This window comes from Streptococcus sp. Marseille-Q5619 (genome assembly GCF_946901205.1).
In the GTDB taxonomy this organism is placed as follows: Bacteria; Bacillota; Bacilli; order Lactobacillales; family Streptococcaceae; genus Streptococcus.
Window position 1 is genome coordinate 475259 of sequence record NZ_CAMPPO010000002.1, and the last position, 16880, is coordinate 492138.

At 42.5% G+C, this 16880-nt stretch carries 21 protein-coding genes; 6 read left to right on the forward strand and 15 right to left on the reverse strand.

Features of this window, described 5'->3' with window-relative positions; genetic code table 11:
- The first annotated feature begins 90 nt into the window (after positions 1-90).
- Genes efp through nusB form a run of 3 tightly spaced genes read left to right on the forward strand, consistent with a single transcriptional unit; the run spans position 91 to position 1480 of the window.
- Positions 91-651, forward strand: a complete 561-nt coding sequence (efp, locus tag OC530_RS03330) for an elongation factor P (RefSeq protein WP_000568643.1) — start codon at positions 91-93, stop codon at positions 649-651.
- A 21-nt stretch (positions 652-672) separates the two neighbouring features.
- Complete coding sequence (locus tag OC530_RS03335) at positions 673-1062, forward strand: Asp23/Gls24 family envelope stress response protein (RefSeq protein ID WP_000510575.1); 390 nt, start codon at positions 673-675, stop codon at positions 1060-1062.
- A complete protein-coding gene (gene nusB / locus OC530_RS03340; RefSeq protein ID WP_173217933.1) occupies positions 1055-1480 on the forward strand; it encodes a transcription antitermination factor NusB in 426 nt (141 codons plus the stop codon). Before OC530_RS03335 ends, nusB begins: the two co-directional genes overlap by 8 nt.
- 220 nt (positions 1481-1700) lie before the next feature.
- On the opposite strand, the gene OC530_RS03345 is transcribed toward nusB, so the two are convergent.
- The 14 genes from OC530_RS03345 to OC530_RS03410 all read right to left on the reverse strand — a co-directional run bounded on the left by OC530_RS03345 (position 1701) and on the right by OC530_RS03410 (position 12481).
- Entirely contained in the window at positions 1701-2468 is a 768-nt protein-coding gene (locus tag OC530_RS03345; protein WP_173217935.1) for an acetyl-CoA carboxylase carboxyl transferase subunit alpha, read from the reverse strand.
- Positions 2465-3331 (reverse strand): acetyl-CoA carboxylase, carboxyltransferase subunit beta, encoded by an 867-nt coding sequence (accD, locus tag OC530_RS03350; RefSeq protein WP_173217937.1) that lies wholly within the window; start codon positions 3329-3331, stop codon positions 2465-2467. The genes OC530_RS03345 and accD overlap by 4 nt, the downstream gene beginning before the upstream one ends.
- A 36-nt stretch (positions 3332-3367) precedes the next feature.
- Positions 3368-4735 (reverse strand): acetyl-CoA carboxylase biotin carboxylase subunit, encoded by a 1368-nt coding sequence (gene accC, locus OC530_RS03355; protein WP_262079491.1) that lies wholly within the window; start codon positions 4733-4735, stop codon positions 3368-3370.
- Positions 4736-4746: 11 nt separating this feature from the next.
- On the reverse strand, positions 4747-5169 hold the full coding sequence (gene fabZ / locus OC530_RS03360) for a 3-hydroxyacyl-ACP dehydratase FabZ (protein WP_000565515.1): 423 nt from the start codon (positions 5167-5169) through the stop codon (positions 4747-4749).
- The gene (gene accB, locus OC530_RS03365) at positions 5166-5651 is read right to left on the reverse strand and encodes an acetyl-CoA carboxylase biotin carboxyl carrier protein (protein WP_262079497.1); all 486 of its coding nucleotides are present in this window, start codon (positions 5649-5651) and stop codon (positions 5166-5168) included. The genes fabZ and accB overlap by 4 nt, the downstream gene beginning before the upstream one ends.
- Positions 5652-5653: 2 nt before the next feature.
- A complete protein-coding gene (gene fabF, locus OC530_RS03370) occupies positions 5654-6889 on the reverse strand; it encodes a beta-ketoacyl-ACP synthase II (RefSeq protein WP_262079499.1) in 1236 nt (411 codons plus the stop codon).
- Positions 6890-6910: 21 nt separating this feature from the next.
- Positions 6911-7642: a 3-oxoacyl-[acyl-carrier-protein] reductase gene (fabG, locus tag OC530_RS03375; RefSeq protein ID WP_262079500.1), complete on the reverse strand. Its 732-nt coding sequence runs from the start codon at positions 7640-7642 to the stop codon at positions 6911-6913.
- 40 nt (positions 7643-7682) lie between these two features.
- Entirely contained in the window at positions 7683-8606 is a 924-nt protein-coding gene (fabD, locus tag OC530_RS03380; RefSeq protein WP_262079502.1) for an ACP S-malonyltransferase, read from the reverse strand.
- The gene (fabK, locus tag OC530_RS03385; RefSeq protein WP_112444397.1) at positions 8599-9573 is read right to left on the reverse strand and encodes an enoyl-[acyl-carrier-protein] reductase FabK; all 975 of its coding nucleotides are present in this window, start codon (positions 9571-9573) and stop codon (positions 8599-8601) included. Before fabK ends, fabD begins: the two co-directional genes overlap by 8 nt.
- Before the next feature lie 117 nt (positions 9574-9690).
- Positions 9691-9915: an acyl carrier protein gene (locus tag OC530_RS03390; protein ID WP_000257838.1), complete on the reverse strand. Its 225-nt coding sequence runs from the start codon at positions 9913-9915 to the stop codon at positions 9691-9693.
- Positions 9916-9973: 58 nt separating this feature from the next.
- Positions 9974-10948 carry a beta-ketoacyl-ACP synthase III gene (locus tag OC530_RS03395; protein ID WP_164226999.1) on the reverse strand — a complete coding sequence of 325 codons (975 nt, stop codon included), beginning with the start codon at positions 10946-10948 and terminating at the stop codon, positions 9974-9976.
- Positions 10948-11382: a MarR family transcriptional regulator gene (locus OC530_RS03400; protein WP_164227000.1), complete on the reverse strand. Its 435-nt coding sequence runs from the start codon at positions 11380-11382 to the stop codon at positions 10948-10950. Before OC530_RS03400 ends, OC530_RS03395 begins: the two co-directional genes overlap by 1 nt.
- Before the next feature lie 93 nt (positions 11383-11475).
- A complete protein-coding gene (locus OC530_RS03405; RefSeq protein WP_262079506.1) occupies positions 11476-12261 on the reverse strand; it encodes an enoyl-CoA hydratase in 786 nt (261 codons plus the stop codon).
- Entirely contained in the window at positions 12236-12481 is a 246-nt protein-coding gene (locus OC530_RS03410) for a hypothetical protein (protein WP_262079508.1), read from the reverse strand. Before OC530_RS03410 ends, OC530_RS03405 begins: the two co-directional genes overlap by 26 nt.
- Before the next feature lie 187 nt (positions 12482-12668).
- Here OC530_RS03410 and OC530_RS03415 point away from each other — a divergent pair, with 187 nt between their 5' ends.
- The 3 genes from OC530_RS03415 (at position 12669) to serS (ending at position 15895) form a co-directional block, all read left to right on the forward strand.
- Positions 12669-14033 (forward strand): aspartate kinase, encoded by a 1365-nt coding sequence (locus OC530_RS03415; RefSeq protein ID WP_262079510.1) that lies wholly within the window; start codon positions 12669-12671, stop codon positions 14031-14033.
- Between the two features lie 2 nt (positions 14034-14035).
- Positions 14036-14407, forward strand: coding sequence for a DUF956 family protein (locus tag OC530_RS03420; protein ID WP_262079511.1), 372 nt, complete (start codon positions 14036-14038; stop codon positions 14405-14407).
- Between the two features lie 213 nt (positions 14408-14620).
- Positions 14621-15895, forward strand: a complete 1275-nt coding sequence (gene serS / locus OC530_RS03425; RefSeq protein ID WP_262079512.1) for a serine--tRNA ligase — start codon at positions 14621-14623, stop codon at positions 15893-15895.
- A gap of 24 nt (positions 15896-15919) precedes the next feature.
- Here serS and OC530_RS03430 read toward each other — a convergent pair whose 3' ends face one another.
- The gene (locus tag OC530_RS03430; protein ID WP_262079514.1) at positions 15920-16819 is read right to left on the reverse strand and encodes a TDT family transporter; all 900 of its coding nucleotides are present in this window, start codon (positions 16817-16819) and stop codon (positions 15920-15922) included.
- Positions 16820-16880 lie beyond the last annotated feature (61 nt).

Sequence of the window (16880 nt, forward strand, 5' to 3'; positions counted from 1 at the left end):
CTACCATCTCCCAATAACTATTTTGGCTTTATTTCCAGAAGATTTTATGGTAAAATGAAGAGTAATAATATTTATTAAAGAGGTAAAAACATGATTGAAGCAAGCAAATTGAAAGCTGGTATGACATTTGAAACTGCAGACGGAAAATTGATCCGCGTTTTGGAAGCTAGCCACCACAAACCAGGTAAAGGAAACACGATCATGCGTATGAAATTGCGTGATGTCCGTACTGGTTCTACATTTGATACAAGCTACCGTCCAGAAGAAAAATTCGAACAAGCTATTATCGAAACTGTTCCAGCTCAATACTTGTATAAAATGGATGAAACTGCCTACTTCATGAACACTGAAACTTACGACCAATACGAAATCCCAGTCGTAAACGTTGAAAATGAATTGCTTTACATCCTTGAAAACTCTGATGTGAAAATCCAATTCTACGGAACTGAAGTAATCGGTGTAACTGTACCAACTACTGTTGAATTGACAGTCGCTGAAACACAACCATCTATCAAAGGTGCTACTGTTACAGGTTCTGGTAAACCAGCAACTATGGAAACTGGACTTGTTGTCAACGTTCCTGACTTCATCGAAGCTGGACAAAAATTGATCATCAACACTGCAGAAGGAACTTACGTTTCTCGTGCCTAATCTCTAGAAAGAGGTCATTCTATGGGAATTGAAGAACAATTTGGCGAAATCGTTATCGCTCCACGTGTACTTGAAAAAATCATTGCCATCGCAACTGCTAAAGTTGATGGTGTCCACTCATTTTCAAATAAATCCGTATCTGATACCCTATCAAAACTCTCTCTTGGTCGCGGCGTCTACTTAAAAGAAAGCAATGAAGAGCTAACTGCTGACATCTACCTCTACCTTGAGTACGGTGTGAAAGTACCAAAAGTGGCTCTTGCTATTCAAAAAGCAGTCAAAGATGCTGTCCGAGATATGGCTGATGTGGAACTTGCTGCTGTCAACATCCATGTTGCAGGAATCGTTCCAGATAAAACACCAAAACCTGAGTTGAAAGATTTATTTAACGAGGACTTCCTCAATGACTAGTCCATTATTAGAATCTAGACGTGAACTTCGTAAATGTGCTTTTCAAGCTCTTATGAGCCTTGAATTCGGTACAGATATGGAAACAGCTTGTCTCTTTGCCTACACGCATGACCGTGAAGATGCAGATGTGCAAATCCCTGCCTTTCTTCTAAACTTGGTTTCTGGTGTTCAAGCTCAGAAAGACGAGTTGGATAAACAAATCAACCAGCACCTCAAGTCAGGCTGGACAGTTGAACGCTTGACCTTGGTCGAAAAAAACTTACTACGCTTAGGTATCTTTGAAATCACATCATTTGATACACCTCAGCTAGTAGCAGTCAATGAAGCCATTGAACTCGCTAAGAATTTTTCAGATCAAAAATCAGCCCGCTTTATCAACGGACTGCTCAGTCAATTCGTAACTGAAGAAAATGAATAATCGAAAAGGTGTTTGGTCTTCCAAGCACTTTTTTACTTTCCCCTCTGCACAGAGTAAGAACCACATAAAAACTAGAACTGGCAGTCAGTTCTAGTTTTTGCGTATTCTAAAGAATTATACTCAATGAAAATCAAAGAGCAAACTAGGAAGCTAGCCGTAGGCAGTACTTGAGTACGGCAAGGCGAAGCTGACGTGGTTTGAATTTGATTTTCGAAGAGTATTAGTATTTTCTAAACCGTTGATAGCGCTCTTCCAACAACTCTTCTAGCGGTTTTTGTGAAAGTAGAGCTAGCTCAGCTTGGAGTTCTTTTTTAACATTCTTAATCAGTTCTTTACTAGAAAGTCCTGCTTCAGAAATCACCTTGTCCACCACGTCCATTTCTAACAGTTCATGCGAAGTGATTTTCATCAGTTCTGCCGCTTCCATGGCACGACTGCCGTCCTTCCATAGAATGGAAGCAAAGCCTTCTGGACTGAGAATGGCATAGATAGAATTTTCCAGCATCCAGACACGGTCTGCGACTGCCAAAGCCAGAGCACCACCTGAACCACCTTCACCGATAATGATAGCAATAATAGGAACTTTCAGGTCACTCATTTCCATGAGATTGCGAGCAATAGCTTCTCCCTGTCCACGTTCTTCCGCGCCGACACCAGGATAGGCACCTGCTGTATTGATAAAGGTCACAACTGGACGACCAAACTTTTCAGCCTGTTTCATCAAACGTAGTGCCTTGCGGTAGCCTTCTGGATGCGGTTGACCAAAATTCCGCTTGAGGTTATCTTGTAAACTCTTGCCTTTTTGGATACCAACCACTGTTACAGCTTGATCACCAAGCCAGCCAATACCACCAACAACTGCACCATCATCACGAAAAGAACGGTCACCGTGTAATTGGATAAAGTCATCAAAAATGCCTGTCGCAAAGTCCAAGGTTGTCAAGCGACTCTGCTCACGCGCTTCTCTGACTATTTTTGCAATATTCATCTAGGACCCCCTCCGTGCAATCTGACTAGGCTAGCAATGGTATCTGGCAAGTCTCTTCTTTTGACAATAGCATCCACAAAGCCATGTTCCAATAGGAATTCTGCCTTTTGGAAATCCTCAGGCAAGCTTTCACGAACCGTATTTTCAATGACACGACGCCCAGCAAAACCGACCAAGCTCTGTGGTTCAGCCAGAATAATATCGCCTTCCATAGCGAAAGAAGCTGTCACACCACCTGTCGTTGGATCTGTCAAAATGGTCAGGTAAAAGAGACCTGCATTTGAATGGCGTTTAACTGCTGCAGAAATCTTAGCCATCTGCATGAGACTCATGATTCCTTCCTGCATACGGGCTCCACCAGAGGCTGTGAAGAGGATAACTGGCAATTTTTCAACAGTCGCATACTCAAACAAGCGAGTGATTTTTTCCCCTACAACCGTACCCATAGAAGCCATGATAAAGTTGGAATCCATAATCCCAAGAGCCACAGTCTGACCCTTAATAAGAGCAGTTCCTGTCACAACGGCTTCATCCAGCCCTGTTTTTTCACGCATAGTTGCTAGTTTCTTTTGATAACCAGGGAAATGCAAGGGATCCTTGCTTTCAATCCCTGTAAACAATTCCTTGAAGGTTCCCATATCAATCGTCAAAGCCAAGCGTTCTTGAGCAGAAATACGAAAAGTGTAGCTACAGTGCGGACAGATACGCTCACTTCCCAGATCCTTCTGATAAATGGTATACTTACAGCCTGGACACTGGGAGAATAATTCATCTGGAACCTCTGGCTTAGCTTGAGGTTTTTCCCTAACCGAACGATTGGGATTGATTCGAATATACTTATCTTTTTTACTAAATAGAGCCATTAATTCCCCTTTTCGGTTTAAACTCTTGAAGTCATTTTATTCTTTTTCTTGATATTTGGGTAAGAAGGTTTCCATCAAGAAGGAAGTATCGTAATCTCCAGCAATGACATTGCGATCTGAAATGAGGTCAAGCTGGAAATCTGCATTGGTCTGCACCCCTTCAATCTCTAATTCATAGAGGGCACGTTGCATTTTCATCAAGGCATCAAAACGATTTTCACCGTGAACGATGATTTTGGCAATCATACTATCATAATAAGGCGGAATGGTATAACCTGGATAAACTGCTGAATCCACGCGCAAGCCAACTCCACCACTTGGTAGATAGAGATTAGTAATCTTACCTGGACTTGGAGCAAAGTTAAAGGCTGGATTTTCTGCATTGATACGACACTCGATGGCATGACCGCGTAGGACAATATCTTCTTGCTTAACAGACAGAGGCTGACCTGCCGCAATGCGAATCTGTTCCTTAACGATATCCACACCTGAAACAAACTCTGTTACTGGATGCTCTACCTGAACACGTGTATTCATTTCCATGAAATAGAAATTGCCACTGGCTTCATCAAGCAGAAACTCAATGGTCCCTGCATTCTCATAGCCAACAGACTCTGCAGCTCGAACAGCCGCAGCACCGATTTCATGGCGCAACGTTTTTCCGATTGCAATCGAAGGACTTTCTTCTAAAACCTTTTGGTTATTCCGTTGAAGAGAACAATCCCGTTCCCCCAAGTGAATTACATTTCCGTGTTCATCTCCTAGGATTTGAACCTCTATGTGACGTGCTGGATAGATAACCCGTTCTATATACATGGCACCATTGCCATAATTAGCCTTGGCTTCACTAGAGGCAGTTTCAAAGGCGGAAACGAGGTCTTCTGGTTTTTCAACCTTACGAATCCCTTTACCACCTCCACCTGCTGAAGCCTTGAGCATAACAGGATAGCCAATTTTTTCAGCAACAATCAAAGCTTCCTCAGAGTTATGCACTTCTCCATCTGAACCTGGAATGACTGGAACACCAGCTTTGATCATCTGAGCACGCGCATTGATTTTATCTCCCATCATATCCATAACATGACCAGATGGGCCAATAAATTTAATCCCCACTTCTTCACACATGGTTGCAAATTTGGAATTTTCACTGAGAAATCCAAAACCTGGGTGAATGGCTTCTGCCTCAGTCAAGACTGCAGCTGATAGAACCGCATTGATATTGAGATAAGACTCTGTTGCCTTGCCAGGGCCGATACAAACTGCTTCATCTGCTAAAAGCGTATGAAGGGCTTCCTTATCAGCAGTTGAATAAACCGCCACCGTCGCAACCCCCAGTTCACGCGCCGCACGGATAATCCGAACCGCAATTTCACCACGATTGGCAATTAAAATTTTTCGAAACATGGAGAACCTCCTTAGTTCCCTATTGCAAAGGTAAGAGTACCACTAGCTGCAAGCTTGCCATCCACTTCAGCCTTTGCTTCAACCACAGCTATGGTGCCACGACGTTTTACAAAAGTCGCTGTCATAACCAATTGGTCGCCTGGTACAACTTGCTTCTTGAACTTAACCTTGTCCATACCAGCGTAAAAGACCAGCTTTCCTTTATTTTCAGGTTTTGATAACTCCAACACACCGGCAGTTTGCGCCAAGGCTTCCATAATCAGAACACCTGGCATAACTGGGTATTGAGGAAAGTGGCCGTTAAAGAAGGGCTCATTGATGGTCACATTTTTGATGGCAACAATGGTATCCTCGCTCACTTCCAAGACACGGTCCACTAGAAGCATAGGATAACGGTGGGGAAGGGCTTCTTTGATTCCTTGAATATCGATCATTTGATACGTACCAATCCTTTACCAAACTCAACCATTTCTTCGTTAGAGACGAGAATTTCCGTTACCACACCATCCTTAGGAGCTGGGATTTCATTCATGACTTTCATGGCTTCGATAATTACCAATGTTTGACCTTTTTTGACACTATCACCAACTGTTACAAAGGCAGGTTTATCTGGACCAGCAGCCAAGTAAGCCACCCCAACAAGTGGGCTCTCTACAAGATTTCCCTCAGCAGCCACACTTGTTTCAGCTGGAGCTGGAACTTCTTCTGCTACAGTCTCTGCTGGAGCATATGTAGGAGCTACTGGACTTGGTGTTGCTAGAACGGGCGCTGGAGCGACTTGAGGTGCAACTTCAGGCACAGGTCTCGCTTCATTCTTGCTAAACTGTAACTCATCCGTCCCATTTTTATAAGAAAATTCTCTCAAACTTGATTGGTCAAATTGGGCCATCAAGTCTTTAATATCGTTTAAATTCATACTTATTTATTCTCCCAACGTTTGAAAGCAAGAACTGCATTGTGGCCACCAAAACCAAAAGTGTTTGAAATAGCGTATGGAATTTCTTGCTCCAAGCCTTGTCCATAAATGACATTGGCTTCGATATAATCTGATACTTCACTTGTTCCAGCTGTCATTGGTACAAAGTTATGACGCATGGCTTCGATTGTGACGATAGCTTCTACTGCACCTGCAGCACCCAGCAAATGTCCTGTGAATGATTTGGTTGATGATACAGGTACTTCCTTACCAAGAACAGCTACGATAGCACCACTTTCTCCTTTTTCATTGGCAGGAGTTGACGTTCCGTGAGCATTGACATAGGCTACTTGCTCTGGAGAAATCTCAGCTTCTTCCAAGGCTAGTTTGATGGCCTTGATAGCTCCCTGACCTTCTGGATGTGGTGAAGTCATATGGTAGGCATCACAAGTATTTCCGTAACCAACCACTTCAGCCAGGATAGTAGCGCCACGTTTTTCGGCGTGTTCAAGACTTTCAAGAACCAACATCCCTGAACCTTCACCCATAACAAACCCATTGCGATCCTTATCAAATGGGATCGAAGCACGAGTAGGATCCTCTGTAGTAGAGAGAGCTGTTAGGGCTTGGAAACCAGCAATAGCAAAAGGTGTGATAGAGGCCTCTGAACCACCTACCAACATAACATCTTGGAAACCAAACTTAATTGAGCGGAAGGCATCCCCAATCGCATCATTTGATGAAGCGCAGGCAGTATTGATGGATTTACAAACACCGCTTGCTCCAAAACGCATGGCAACATTTCCTGAAGCCATATTTGGCAAGGCTTTTGGAAGGGTCAATGGTTTCACACGTTTTGGCCCTTTGTCATTTAGGCGAAGCACTTGATCTTCAATTTCTTTGATTCCACCAATACCTGAGGCCACAATAACACCAAAACGATCCTTGTCAATAGCCTCTACATCCAGATTAGCGTGGTTGACAGCCTCTTGGGCTGCATACAAGGCATACAAAGAATAGTTATCAAAACGATTGGTATCCTTCTTAACAAAGTATTTATCAAAAGGAAAATCTTGGATTTCTGCCGCATTATGCACATCAAAGTCACTATGATCAAATTTTGTAATTGGACCAATTCCGATTTTTCCAGTTGTCAAACTATTCCAAAATTCTTCTGGTGTATTTCCAATTGGAGATGTCACTCCATAACCTGTTACTACTACGCGATTTAGTTTCATCTTTTTTACCTCTAGCTTCTGCTACATACTTAAGCCACCATCAATGGCAACCACTTGACCAGTTAGATAATCTTGGCCTGCTAAAAATACTGTCAAATCTGCAACCTGCTCTGCCTGCCCAAATGCTTTCATAGGAATTTGCGCCAGCATGGCATCTTTGACCTTGTCTGATAGGACAGCTGTCATATCGGACTCAATCATTCCAGGTGCAATAGCATTAACTCTGATATTGCGATTGGCCACTTCACGCGCCACAGACTTGGTAAAACCAATCAAACCAGCCTTAGAAGCTGCATAGTTAGCTTGACCGATATTTCCCATCAAACCAACAACACTAGACATATTAATGATAGCACCTTCTCTGGCTTTTATCATCGGTTTCAAGACTGATTGTGTCATGTTAAAGGCACCAGTCAAGTTAACCTTGAGCACTTTTTCAAAATCTGCTTCTGTCATCTTGAGCATAAGGGTATCTTGGGTAATTCCTGCATTGTTGACCAAAACATCTACTGAACCCAGCTCTGCAATAGCTTGATCAACCATACGCTTAGCGTCTGCAAAATCTGACACGTCTCCTGATATAGGAACCACCTTGACACCATAGTTTGCAAACTCAGCGAGCAATTCTTCTGAAATTGCACCACGACTGTTTAAGACAATGTTGGCTCCTGCTTGAGCAAACTTGTGGGCGATGGCAAGACCAATTCCACGACTCGAACCTGTAATAAAGATATTTTTATTTTTTAGTTGCATTCTTTTCTCCTGTTTCCTCTTGTATTTATGGGAGAAGGGATTACTCGTTTTCTAGCAAGGCTTCCAAACTCGCCTGATCTTCAACATTGGCTAGTTTAGCCGTCTTATCAATTTTTTTGACAAAGCCTGACAAGACTTTCCCCGGTCCAATCTCGATAAAGTTGGTTACACCTTCTTCTTGCATGGCCCCAATGCTTTCATAGAAACGAACTGGTTCCTTGACCTGACGCGTCAAGAGTTGAGCAATGTCTTCTTTTTGCATAATTGCAGCTTCTGTATTACCAACTAGGGGACAAGTAAAATCTGAAAAACTTACCTGAGCCAGAGTTTCAGCTAGTTTCTGGCTAGCAGACTCAAGGAGAGCGGTATGAAAAGGTCCTGAAACCTTGAGAGGAATCAAGCGTTTGGCACCTGCTTCTTGCAAGAGTTCAACAGCTCGATCAACTGCAACCACTTCTCCTCCAATCACAATTTGTGCAGGTGTATTATAGTTGGCTGGAGTAACCACTCCAAGTTCAGAAGCTTTTTGACAGACTTCTTCAATGACCTCTACTGGCGTATTGAGAACTGCTACCATCTTGCCAGAGCCAGCAGGAGCTGCTTCTTCCATATAGGCGCTACGCTTAGCAACCAAGGCTACCGCATCTTCAAAATCCAAGGCACCGCTAGCCACCAAGGCAGAGTATTCTCCAAGAGACAAACCAGCAACCATATCAGGTTGATAGCCCTTTTCTTGCAATAAACGATAGATAGCAACTGAAGTTGCTAAAATAGCTGGTTGCGTATAGCGGGTCTGATTGAGTTTTTCTTCTTCCCTATCAATAAGATAACGCAAATCATAACCGAGTACCTGACTGGCTTGATCAATCGTTTCTTTGACAATCGGATACTGATTATAGAGTTCCCGTCCCATACCTAGATACTGGGCACCTTGACCAGCAAATAAAAAGGCTGTTTTAGTCATTTCTTACAACTCCTGCCCAACGAGAGGCTTCTTCTTGTATTTTCTTAGCTGCTCCATAGTACAAATCTTTTAGGATTTCTTCAACGGTTTCTTCTTTGGAAACAAGGCCTGCGATTTGACCTGCCATAACAGAGCCACCATCCACATCACCGTGAACAACTGCTTTGGCTAGGGCACCTGCTCCCATTTGTTCAAAAATTTCCAAATCAGGATTTTCTTGTTTAAAGGCATCTTTTTCAGCTTTTTCAAAATCACGAGTCAACTGATTTTTAATTGCACGAACAGCATGTCCAAAGTGTTGAGCTGAAATCGTAGTATCAATATCTCTAGCTTTTAAAATCTTGGCCTTGTAATTTGGATGGGCATTAGACTCTTTTGCAACGACAAAACGAGTTCCAACCTGAACAGCCTCTGCACCTAGCATAAAGCCAGCCGCAGCACCTTCACCATCCGCAATCCCTCCTGCCGCAATAACAGGGATAGATACAGCTGCCGCCACTTGACGCACCAAGGTCATGGTTGTTAATTTACCGATATGCCCCCCAGCTTCCATTCCTTCTGCGATAACAGCGTCCGCACCAATTTTTTCCATGCGTTTAGCTAGGGCAACGCTTGGTACAACAGGAATAACTGTAATCCCTGCTTCGTGAAAGCGTTCCATGTATTTACCAGGATTTCCTGCCCCTGTTGTAACCACTTTGACGCCTTCCTCGATAACGAGATCTACAATATCTTCCACAAAGGGAGACAAGAGCATGATGTTGACACCAAAGGGTTTATCCGTCAATGATTTAATCTTATCAATATTAGCCTTGACAACTTCTTTCGGGGCATTTCCCCCACCGATAATGCCTAGTCCCCCAGCCTTGGAAACAGCCCCTGCCAGATCACCATCAGCAACCCAAGCCATTCCTCCTTGGAAAATAGGATACTCAATATTCAATAATTCTGTAATACGCGTTTTCATAGTGCCTCCATCGTTTCTTGCTTACGTAATAGTTCGATACTGTCATAATTTGAAAATCAAACTATTGCCTAAACAAGAGGGAGCGGGTTTCCCTACTCCTTCTATCTTATATTCTTCTTATTTTGTTTGCTCTTCAACATAGGCAACCAAGTCACCAACTGTTTTCAAGTCATCTTCTGCTTCGATTTGGATATCAAAAGCATCTTCGATTTCTGAGATTACTTGGAACAAGTCCAATGAATCTGCGTCCAAATCATCAAAAGTTGATTCAAGTGTTACTTCTGATGCGTCTTTTCCAAGTTCTTCAACGATAATTTCTTGTACTTTTTCAAATACTGCCATGATAGGACTCCTTTAAAATAAATAGTTTTTTATAACAATGTGTTCACCACATGATTACCTAAATTGTAAGAATGAGCGTGCCCCAGGTCAAGCCTCCACCGAAGCCTGATAGCAGAACAGTCTGGCTACCATCTAAATGGATAAGACCATGTTCTACACACTCTGAAAGTAAAATCGGGATACTGGCTGCACTGGTATTGCCATATTCCATCATATTGGCTGGAAGTTTAGCTCGGTCGACACCGATTTTTCTAGCCATCTTATCCAAAATACGGTCATTGGCTTGATGCAGTAGCAGATAATCCAAGTTTGTCGCCTCTATAGGAGATTCATCAATAGTCTGCTTGATAGACTTGGCTACATCCCGAATGGCAAAATCAAAAACTGCGCGTCCATCCATCTTCAAAAATGAATCTGCATTTTCTTGATCTGAAAATGGAGAATGCAGACCTGAATGTCCGTAAGTCAGACACTCGCTACGACTTCCATCGCTATTGAGACTCTCCGCTAGGAAATGTTGCTTATCGCTAGCTTCTAACAAGACGCCACCAGCACCATCTCCAAACAACACAGCTGTTGATCGGTCTGACCAATCGACTGCCTTAGAGAGGGTTTCACTACCAATCACCAAGCCTTTTTGAAAGCGACCGGAAGCGATAAACTTTTCAGCAGTTGAAAGAGCAAATACAAATCCACTGCAGGCCGCGGTTAGGTCAAAAGCAAAGGCTTTTTTTGCACTAATATTAGCTTGAACACGAGCAGCTGTAGAGGGCATCATCGAATCTGGAGTAATGGTAGCTAGGATGATAAAATCCAGTTCCTCTCCTATTATTCCAGCTTTTGCCATCAGTTTCTTAGCAACTTCCGTAGCCAAATCACTGGTAGATTCTGTTCTTGAAATATGCCTTTGTCGTATTCCCGTCCGACTTGAAATCCACTCATCATTGGTATCCATAATCTGAGCCAAGTCGTGATTTGTAACCACTTGCTCTGGCACATAATGAGCAACCTGGCTTATTTTTGCAAAAGCCATTATTTCAAATCCTCCAAAAATTGATAAAGATTGGTCAAACCTTTGCTCATAACATCAATTTCTTCCTTACTCATACCATCAATGATTTTTTCAACCATGGCCTTGTGGAAGCGTCTATGCAGCCTATGAACCAAGCGACCCTTCTTTGTCAAATGTAGATGAACCACACGACGATCCTGCTCTGAGCGAATGCGTTCAATGTAACCCTTGCGTTCGAGATTATTCAAACTAGTCGTAACGGTCCCAAGAGTCACCATCAACTCTTTTGACACTTGACTTGGTGTCACGTCTGGGAATTTCCCAATCACATCAATCGTATGCATTTCTTTGATGGAGATATCCTTGAAACGACTACCTCTCAAGCTCACTTCCTCAATGACAAGGACATTGTTAAATATAGATGTTAAATATTCATTAATTCGTTGGTAGTCCATTTTTCATATCCCTCCTTCTCAAAAAAACTTTTACAATCAAAACATTTGACAAGAGAATTATATCAAAGTTCAAAGAATGATGCAAGTATTTTTTTATTTTCCTGTAAATTTAGGCCGTCTTCTCTCCGAATGAGCCCGAACTCCCTCTTTGAAATCCTCTGTTTGAGCTAAGGATTCCTGTAGATTCAGTTCTAAAGTAGCGTAATCCTGCCAGTCTTTAAATTGGCTCTCCCAAACCAACTTCTTAATGGCAGCATAGGAATTACTTGAACCACGTCTTAATTTTTTAAGAAGCTGTTCTCTCGTCTTTTCAAGTTTATCAGCTTCAGAAACGCGGTAAACTAGCCCCCATTCTAGGGCTTTTTCTGCGGTCAAAGCCTCACCTGTCATAGCTAATTGAGTTGCACGCGTCACACCGATACTGTGGCTCAAGAGATGAATTCCCCCTGCATCTGGAGCCAAGCCAACGCCAACAAAGGCTTGGATAAACTTAGCCTTATCCGTTGCAAGACAGAAATCTGCCGCAACAGCCATATTCGCTGCGGCACCTGCAACAGCACCGTCAACTTCCATTAAAACAGGTTTGGCTATTTGTTTGATTTTATACGAAATCGTATTGACCAGTTCTGCGATTCTCGTCAATGATGGAATATCATCCTCATCCACTGCCCGCTTCATCTCTACCAAATCTCCTCCAACTGAAAAGACTTTGCCATTGGCATTGATTAAGATAAAATGCACAGCTGGATTTTCTTCTGCCAGAGTCAAGGCTTCTAAAATTTCTTCACACATAGGAATATGAAAGCCATTTGCAACCTCAGGACGGTTCAAGGTAAGGATTGCCAAATCCTCTTCAAGCTGATAAACAATGTGTTCCATCAGGGCTCCTTTTTATTTTTATAAGCAGTTTATACTCTTCGAAAATCTCTTCAAACCACGTCAGCTTCGCCTTGCCGTAGGTATGGTTACTGACTTCGTCAGTTCTATCCACAACCTCAAAACAGTGTTTTGAGCTGACTTCGTCAGTCTTATTTACAACCTCAAAGCAGTGCTTTGAGCAGTCTGCGGCTAGCTTCCTAGTTTGCTCTTTGATTTTCATTGAACATTAAATTATTTTATTTTCAAAGTATATCTTTTTTAGGAACAAAAAGCAAGAAAAAATCGACTGAAAGTGTCTCAGCCGATTGGAAAGGCTCGCTTTAGGCTAGAAAACATCTTATTTTCTTCATTGAAAAAAGGCTTTCTTTCTGCTATAATCGTATAAAATACTTACTTTAGGAGTTCTTATGAAAGTTGTTAAATTTGGAGGTAGTTCTCTTGCCTCTGCTGGTCAATTAGAAAAAGTTTTAAACATCGTTAAAAGCGATTCAGAGCGTCGTTTTGTCGTCGTTTCTGCACCAGGAAAACGCAATGCTGAAGATACTAAGGTTACGGATGCCTTGATTAAATACTACCGTGATTATGTTGCTGGTAACGATATTAGCAAGAGCCAAAACTGGATTATCGACCGCTATGCTACTATGGTTAGTGAATTGGGACTAAAACCTGCTGTTTTAGAAAAAATTTCAAAAAGTATTCGTGCCTTGGCCACTCTTCCTATTGAAGAAAATGAATTTCTCTACGACACTTTCCTAGCAGCCGGTGAAAATAACAATGCTAAATTGATTGCTGCCTACTTTAATCAAAACGGGATCGATGCACGCTATGTGCACCCTAGAGAAGCTGGTATTGTGGTCACAAGTGAACCTGGTCACGCTCGCATCATTCCATCAAGTTATGACAAGATTGAAGAATTGACAAATGCAAATGAAGTCCTTGTCATTCCTGGTTTCTTTGGAGTTACCAAGGAAAATCAAATCTGTACCTTCTCACGTGGAGGATCAGACATTACAGGTTCTATCATTGCTGCTGGTGTCAAAGCTGACCTCTATGAAAACTTTACGGACGTTGATGGTATCTTTGCAGCCCACCCTGGTATTATCCACCAACCACACTCGATCCCTGAGTTGACCTACCGTGAAATGCGTGAATTGGCCTATGCAGGATTCTCAGTCCTTCATGACGAAGCCCTTCTTCCTGCCTACCGTGGAAAAATCCCTCTGGTTATCAAGAATACCAACAACCCTGACCACCCAGGTACTCGTATCGTTCTAAAACATAGTAATGATGAATTTCCAGTTGTGGGAATTGCTGGTGACTCAGGCTTTGTCAGCATCAACATGTCTAAATACCTCATGAACCGTGAGGTGGGATTTGGACGCAAGGTTCTGCAAATCCTTGAAGATCTTAACATCGGTTGGGAACATATGCCAACCGGTATCGACGATCTTTCAATCATCCTCCGTTCTCGCGAACTAACTCCTATCAAGGAAGAAGAAATCCTGCGTCAGTTGGTTCAGAAGGCTGAAGTAGACCATGCAGAAATCGAACACGACCTTTCTATCATTATGATTGTTGGAGAAAAAATGAAGAGTCATATTGGTGTCACTGCTACTGCAACTCGCGCTTTATCTGAAAATAAGATCAACATCCAGATGATGTCTCAAGGTTCTAGTGAAGTTTCTATCATGTTTGTTGTCAATAAAGACCAAGAGAAAGCAGCTATTAAAGCCCTCTACAATGCCTTTTTCGGTGAAAGTAAGGAAGACTAACCATGGCCCAATCACTTAATAAAACAGTGCTTCTCAGCACGACAGGTACTTCCTACCTCTCTATCGCTGGAAAAGTTGGGAAATTCCTTGTCGGAGATCAGGCCTTAGAATTTTACCCAGACGTCAATGTCGAACAATTTATCCAGATTCCTTGGAGCCATATCAATCAGATTGGAGCTAACGTTTCTGGTCGCAAAATCAGTCGCCACTTCGAAGTCTTTACAGACAAAGGAAAATTCCTCTTTGCTTCAAAAGACTCAGGTGCCATTCTCAAAATTGCTCGCGAAAAACTGGGCAATGACAAGGTCGTCAAACTTCCTACCCTGATTCAGACAATTAGCCAAAAATTTAAAAATCTATTTGCAAAAAAGTAGAAACTTTAGTATAATCATAGGAACGGATAAGTAGGTTATCTTCTTCTTTCAGAAAGTCTGCGGGTGCTGCGAGCAGATAGGAGGGATAGGTGAAATTCTACCGTTAGTAACAATTACATACACAATCAAGTGCACACCTGTGAAGTTGGATGGAACCGTGGCCCTACCACTCCAACGCTTTGTCAGGTGTGCTTTTTTCACAAAGGAGTTCTTATGTTAGATATCAAACGTATTCGTACAGACTTTGATGCTGTCGCAGAAAAATTGGCTACACGTGGTGTAGATGCTGCTGTCTTGAATGAAATGAAAGAAATCGATGCTAAACGTCGTGACATCTTGGTCAAGGTTGAAATTTTAAAAGCAGAACGTAACACAGTTTCTGCTGAGATTGCCCAAGCGAAACGCAACAAAGAAAATGCAGATGACAAGATTGCTGCCATGCAAACCCTATCTGCTGAAGTAAAATCCTTGGATGCTGAATTGGCAGAAATCGATGCTAAATTGACAGAATTTACCACTACTCTTCCAAATATTCCAGCTGATAGCGTTCCTATTGGGGCTGACGAAGACGACAATGTGGAAGTTCGCCGTTGGGGGACTCCACGCGAGTTTGACTTCGAACCTAAAGCCCACTGGGATCTGGGTGAAGACCTTGGTATCCTTGACTGGGAACGCGGTGGTAAAGTTACGGGCGCTCGCTTCCTCTTCTATAAAGGCCTCGGTGCTCGTTTGGAACGTGCTATCTACAACTTTATGTTGGATGAACATGGAAAAGAAGGCTACACTGAAGTCATCACACCTTACATGGTTAACCATGATTCTATGTTTGGTACGGGTCAATATCCAAAATTCAAGGAAGATACTTTTGAACTCAGCGACAGCAATTATGTCCTTATTCCTACAGCTGAAGTTCCTCTAACAAACTACTACCGTGATGAAATCTTGGACGGTAAAGACCTCCCAATCTACTTCACTGCTATGAGCCCTTCATTCCGTTCTGAGGCTGGTTCTGCTGGTCGTGATACACGTGGCTTGATCCGTTTGCACCAATTCCACAAGGTTGAAATGGTTAAATTTGCCAAACCAGAAGAATCTTACGAAGAATTGGAAAAAATGACAGCCAACGCTGAAAACATTCTTCAAAAACTCAACCTTCCATACCGTGTCGTTGCTCTCTCTACTGGAGATATGGGCTTCTCAGCTGCGAAAACTTACGACTTGGAAGTGTGGATTCCAGCCCAAAATACTTACCGTGAAATCTCAAGCTGTTCAAACACAGAAGATTTCCAAGCCCGTCGTGCCCAAATCCGTTACCGTGATGAAGCAGATGGCAAGGTGAAATTGCTCCATACCTTGAATGGTTCTGGACTTGCAGTTGGACGTACAGTGGCTGCTATTCTTGAAAACTACCAAAATGCAGATGGTTCTGTGACCATCCCAGAAGTTCTTCGTCCATACATGGGTGGAGCTGAAGTCATCAAACCATAAAAAATAAGGTTTAGCTATTTCTAGCTAGACCTTTTTTCGTAACCAAATCAGATAAGCGCCTAATACAAAGAGCAAAATGATTAGGCAAATAACAGTTTCAGCCAGTACCAGATAATCCAGAAATGGAAGTTTCAAGATTCCCTGAGCCATCTTGAGCGAGGTAGCTGTGATAATGGTTGGGAAGGTGAGGGCTGAAAAGGCTGGTTGAAAGCCTTGTTTTAAAATATTGGGCAGGCGAGTTAAAACAAAGAAAAAGAAGGATTGGGAAGCCAAAATCATGACAATCAAGACCCAATTCGGTAGGCTAGTTCCTCCAACTCGAACTAGGGAAGCCAAGAGTAGAGAGAAAGGAGCACAGTAGATTCCTTCTTGTCCAAGCATGGCTAGTGGAAGTGGATGTTTCTTTAAATCGCTATAAATAAGCGGGTAGAGATAGAAGGTCAAGAGAAAACCAAAACTCAAGGTCGCATAGGCAATTTCGATGATACCTACCAGAGGATAAGTCAAGGCTGCCACTGCTATCCCCACATAGAGAACCGTCCAGCTTGGAGTAGCATGAACCCTCCGACCAGGACAAGCAAACTTGATGGTAAAACCAGCAATCAAGGCCAAATCCAAGAGAAATGAAAACCACCAGAGCCCTTGCGCTACTAAAGGAAGATGAGGAAACACACGAAAGACATAGGTCGATAAAATCATCCCAGCCATAGGAAAAGTGGCCATCCCTGACAAAAGAGGAGGCTTGGTCAATTCTTGCTTGGTTTCCTTCCAATTAAAGAGATGCAGAATCAGAAAGTAAATCCACAAAATCAAACCTGTCAGACTCAACAGATGGGACAGAACCGGCAACGTATCTAAAATAAGATTTCCAGCTCCTGCCAAACCTAGCAAACAACCTGAAAATACTAAGGGGAGTTTTTTCATCCTAACCTCCAATAATCATGTTAGTTTCAGTATATCATAAAAGCGCTTAAATGAGGGGATA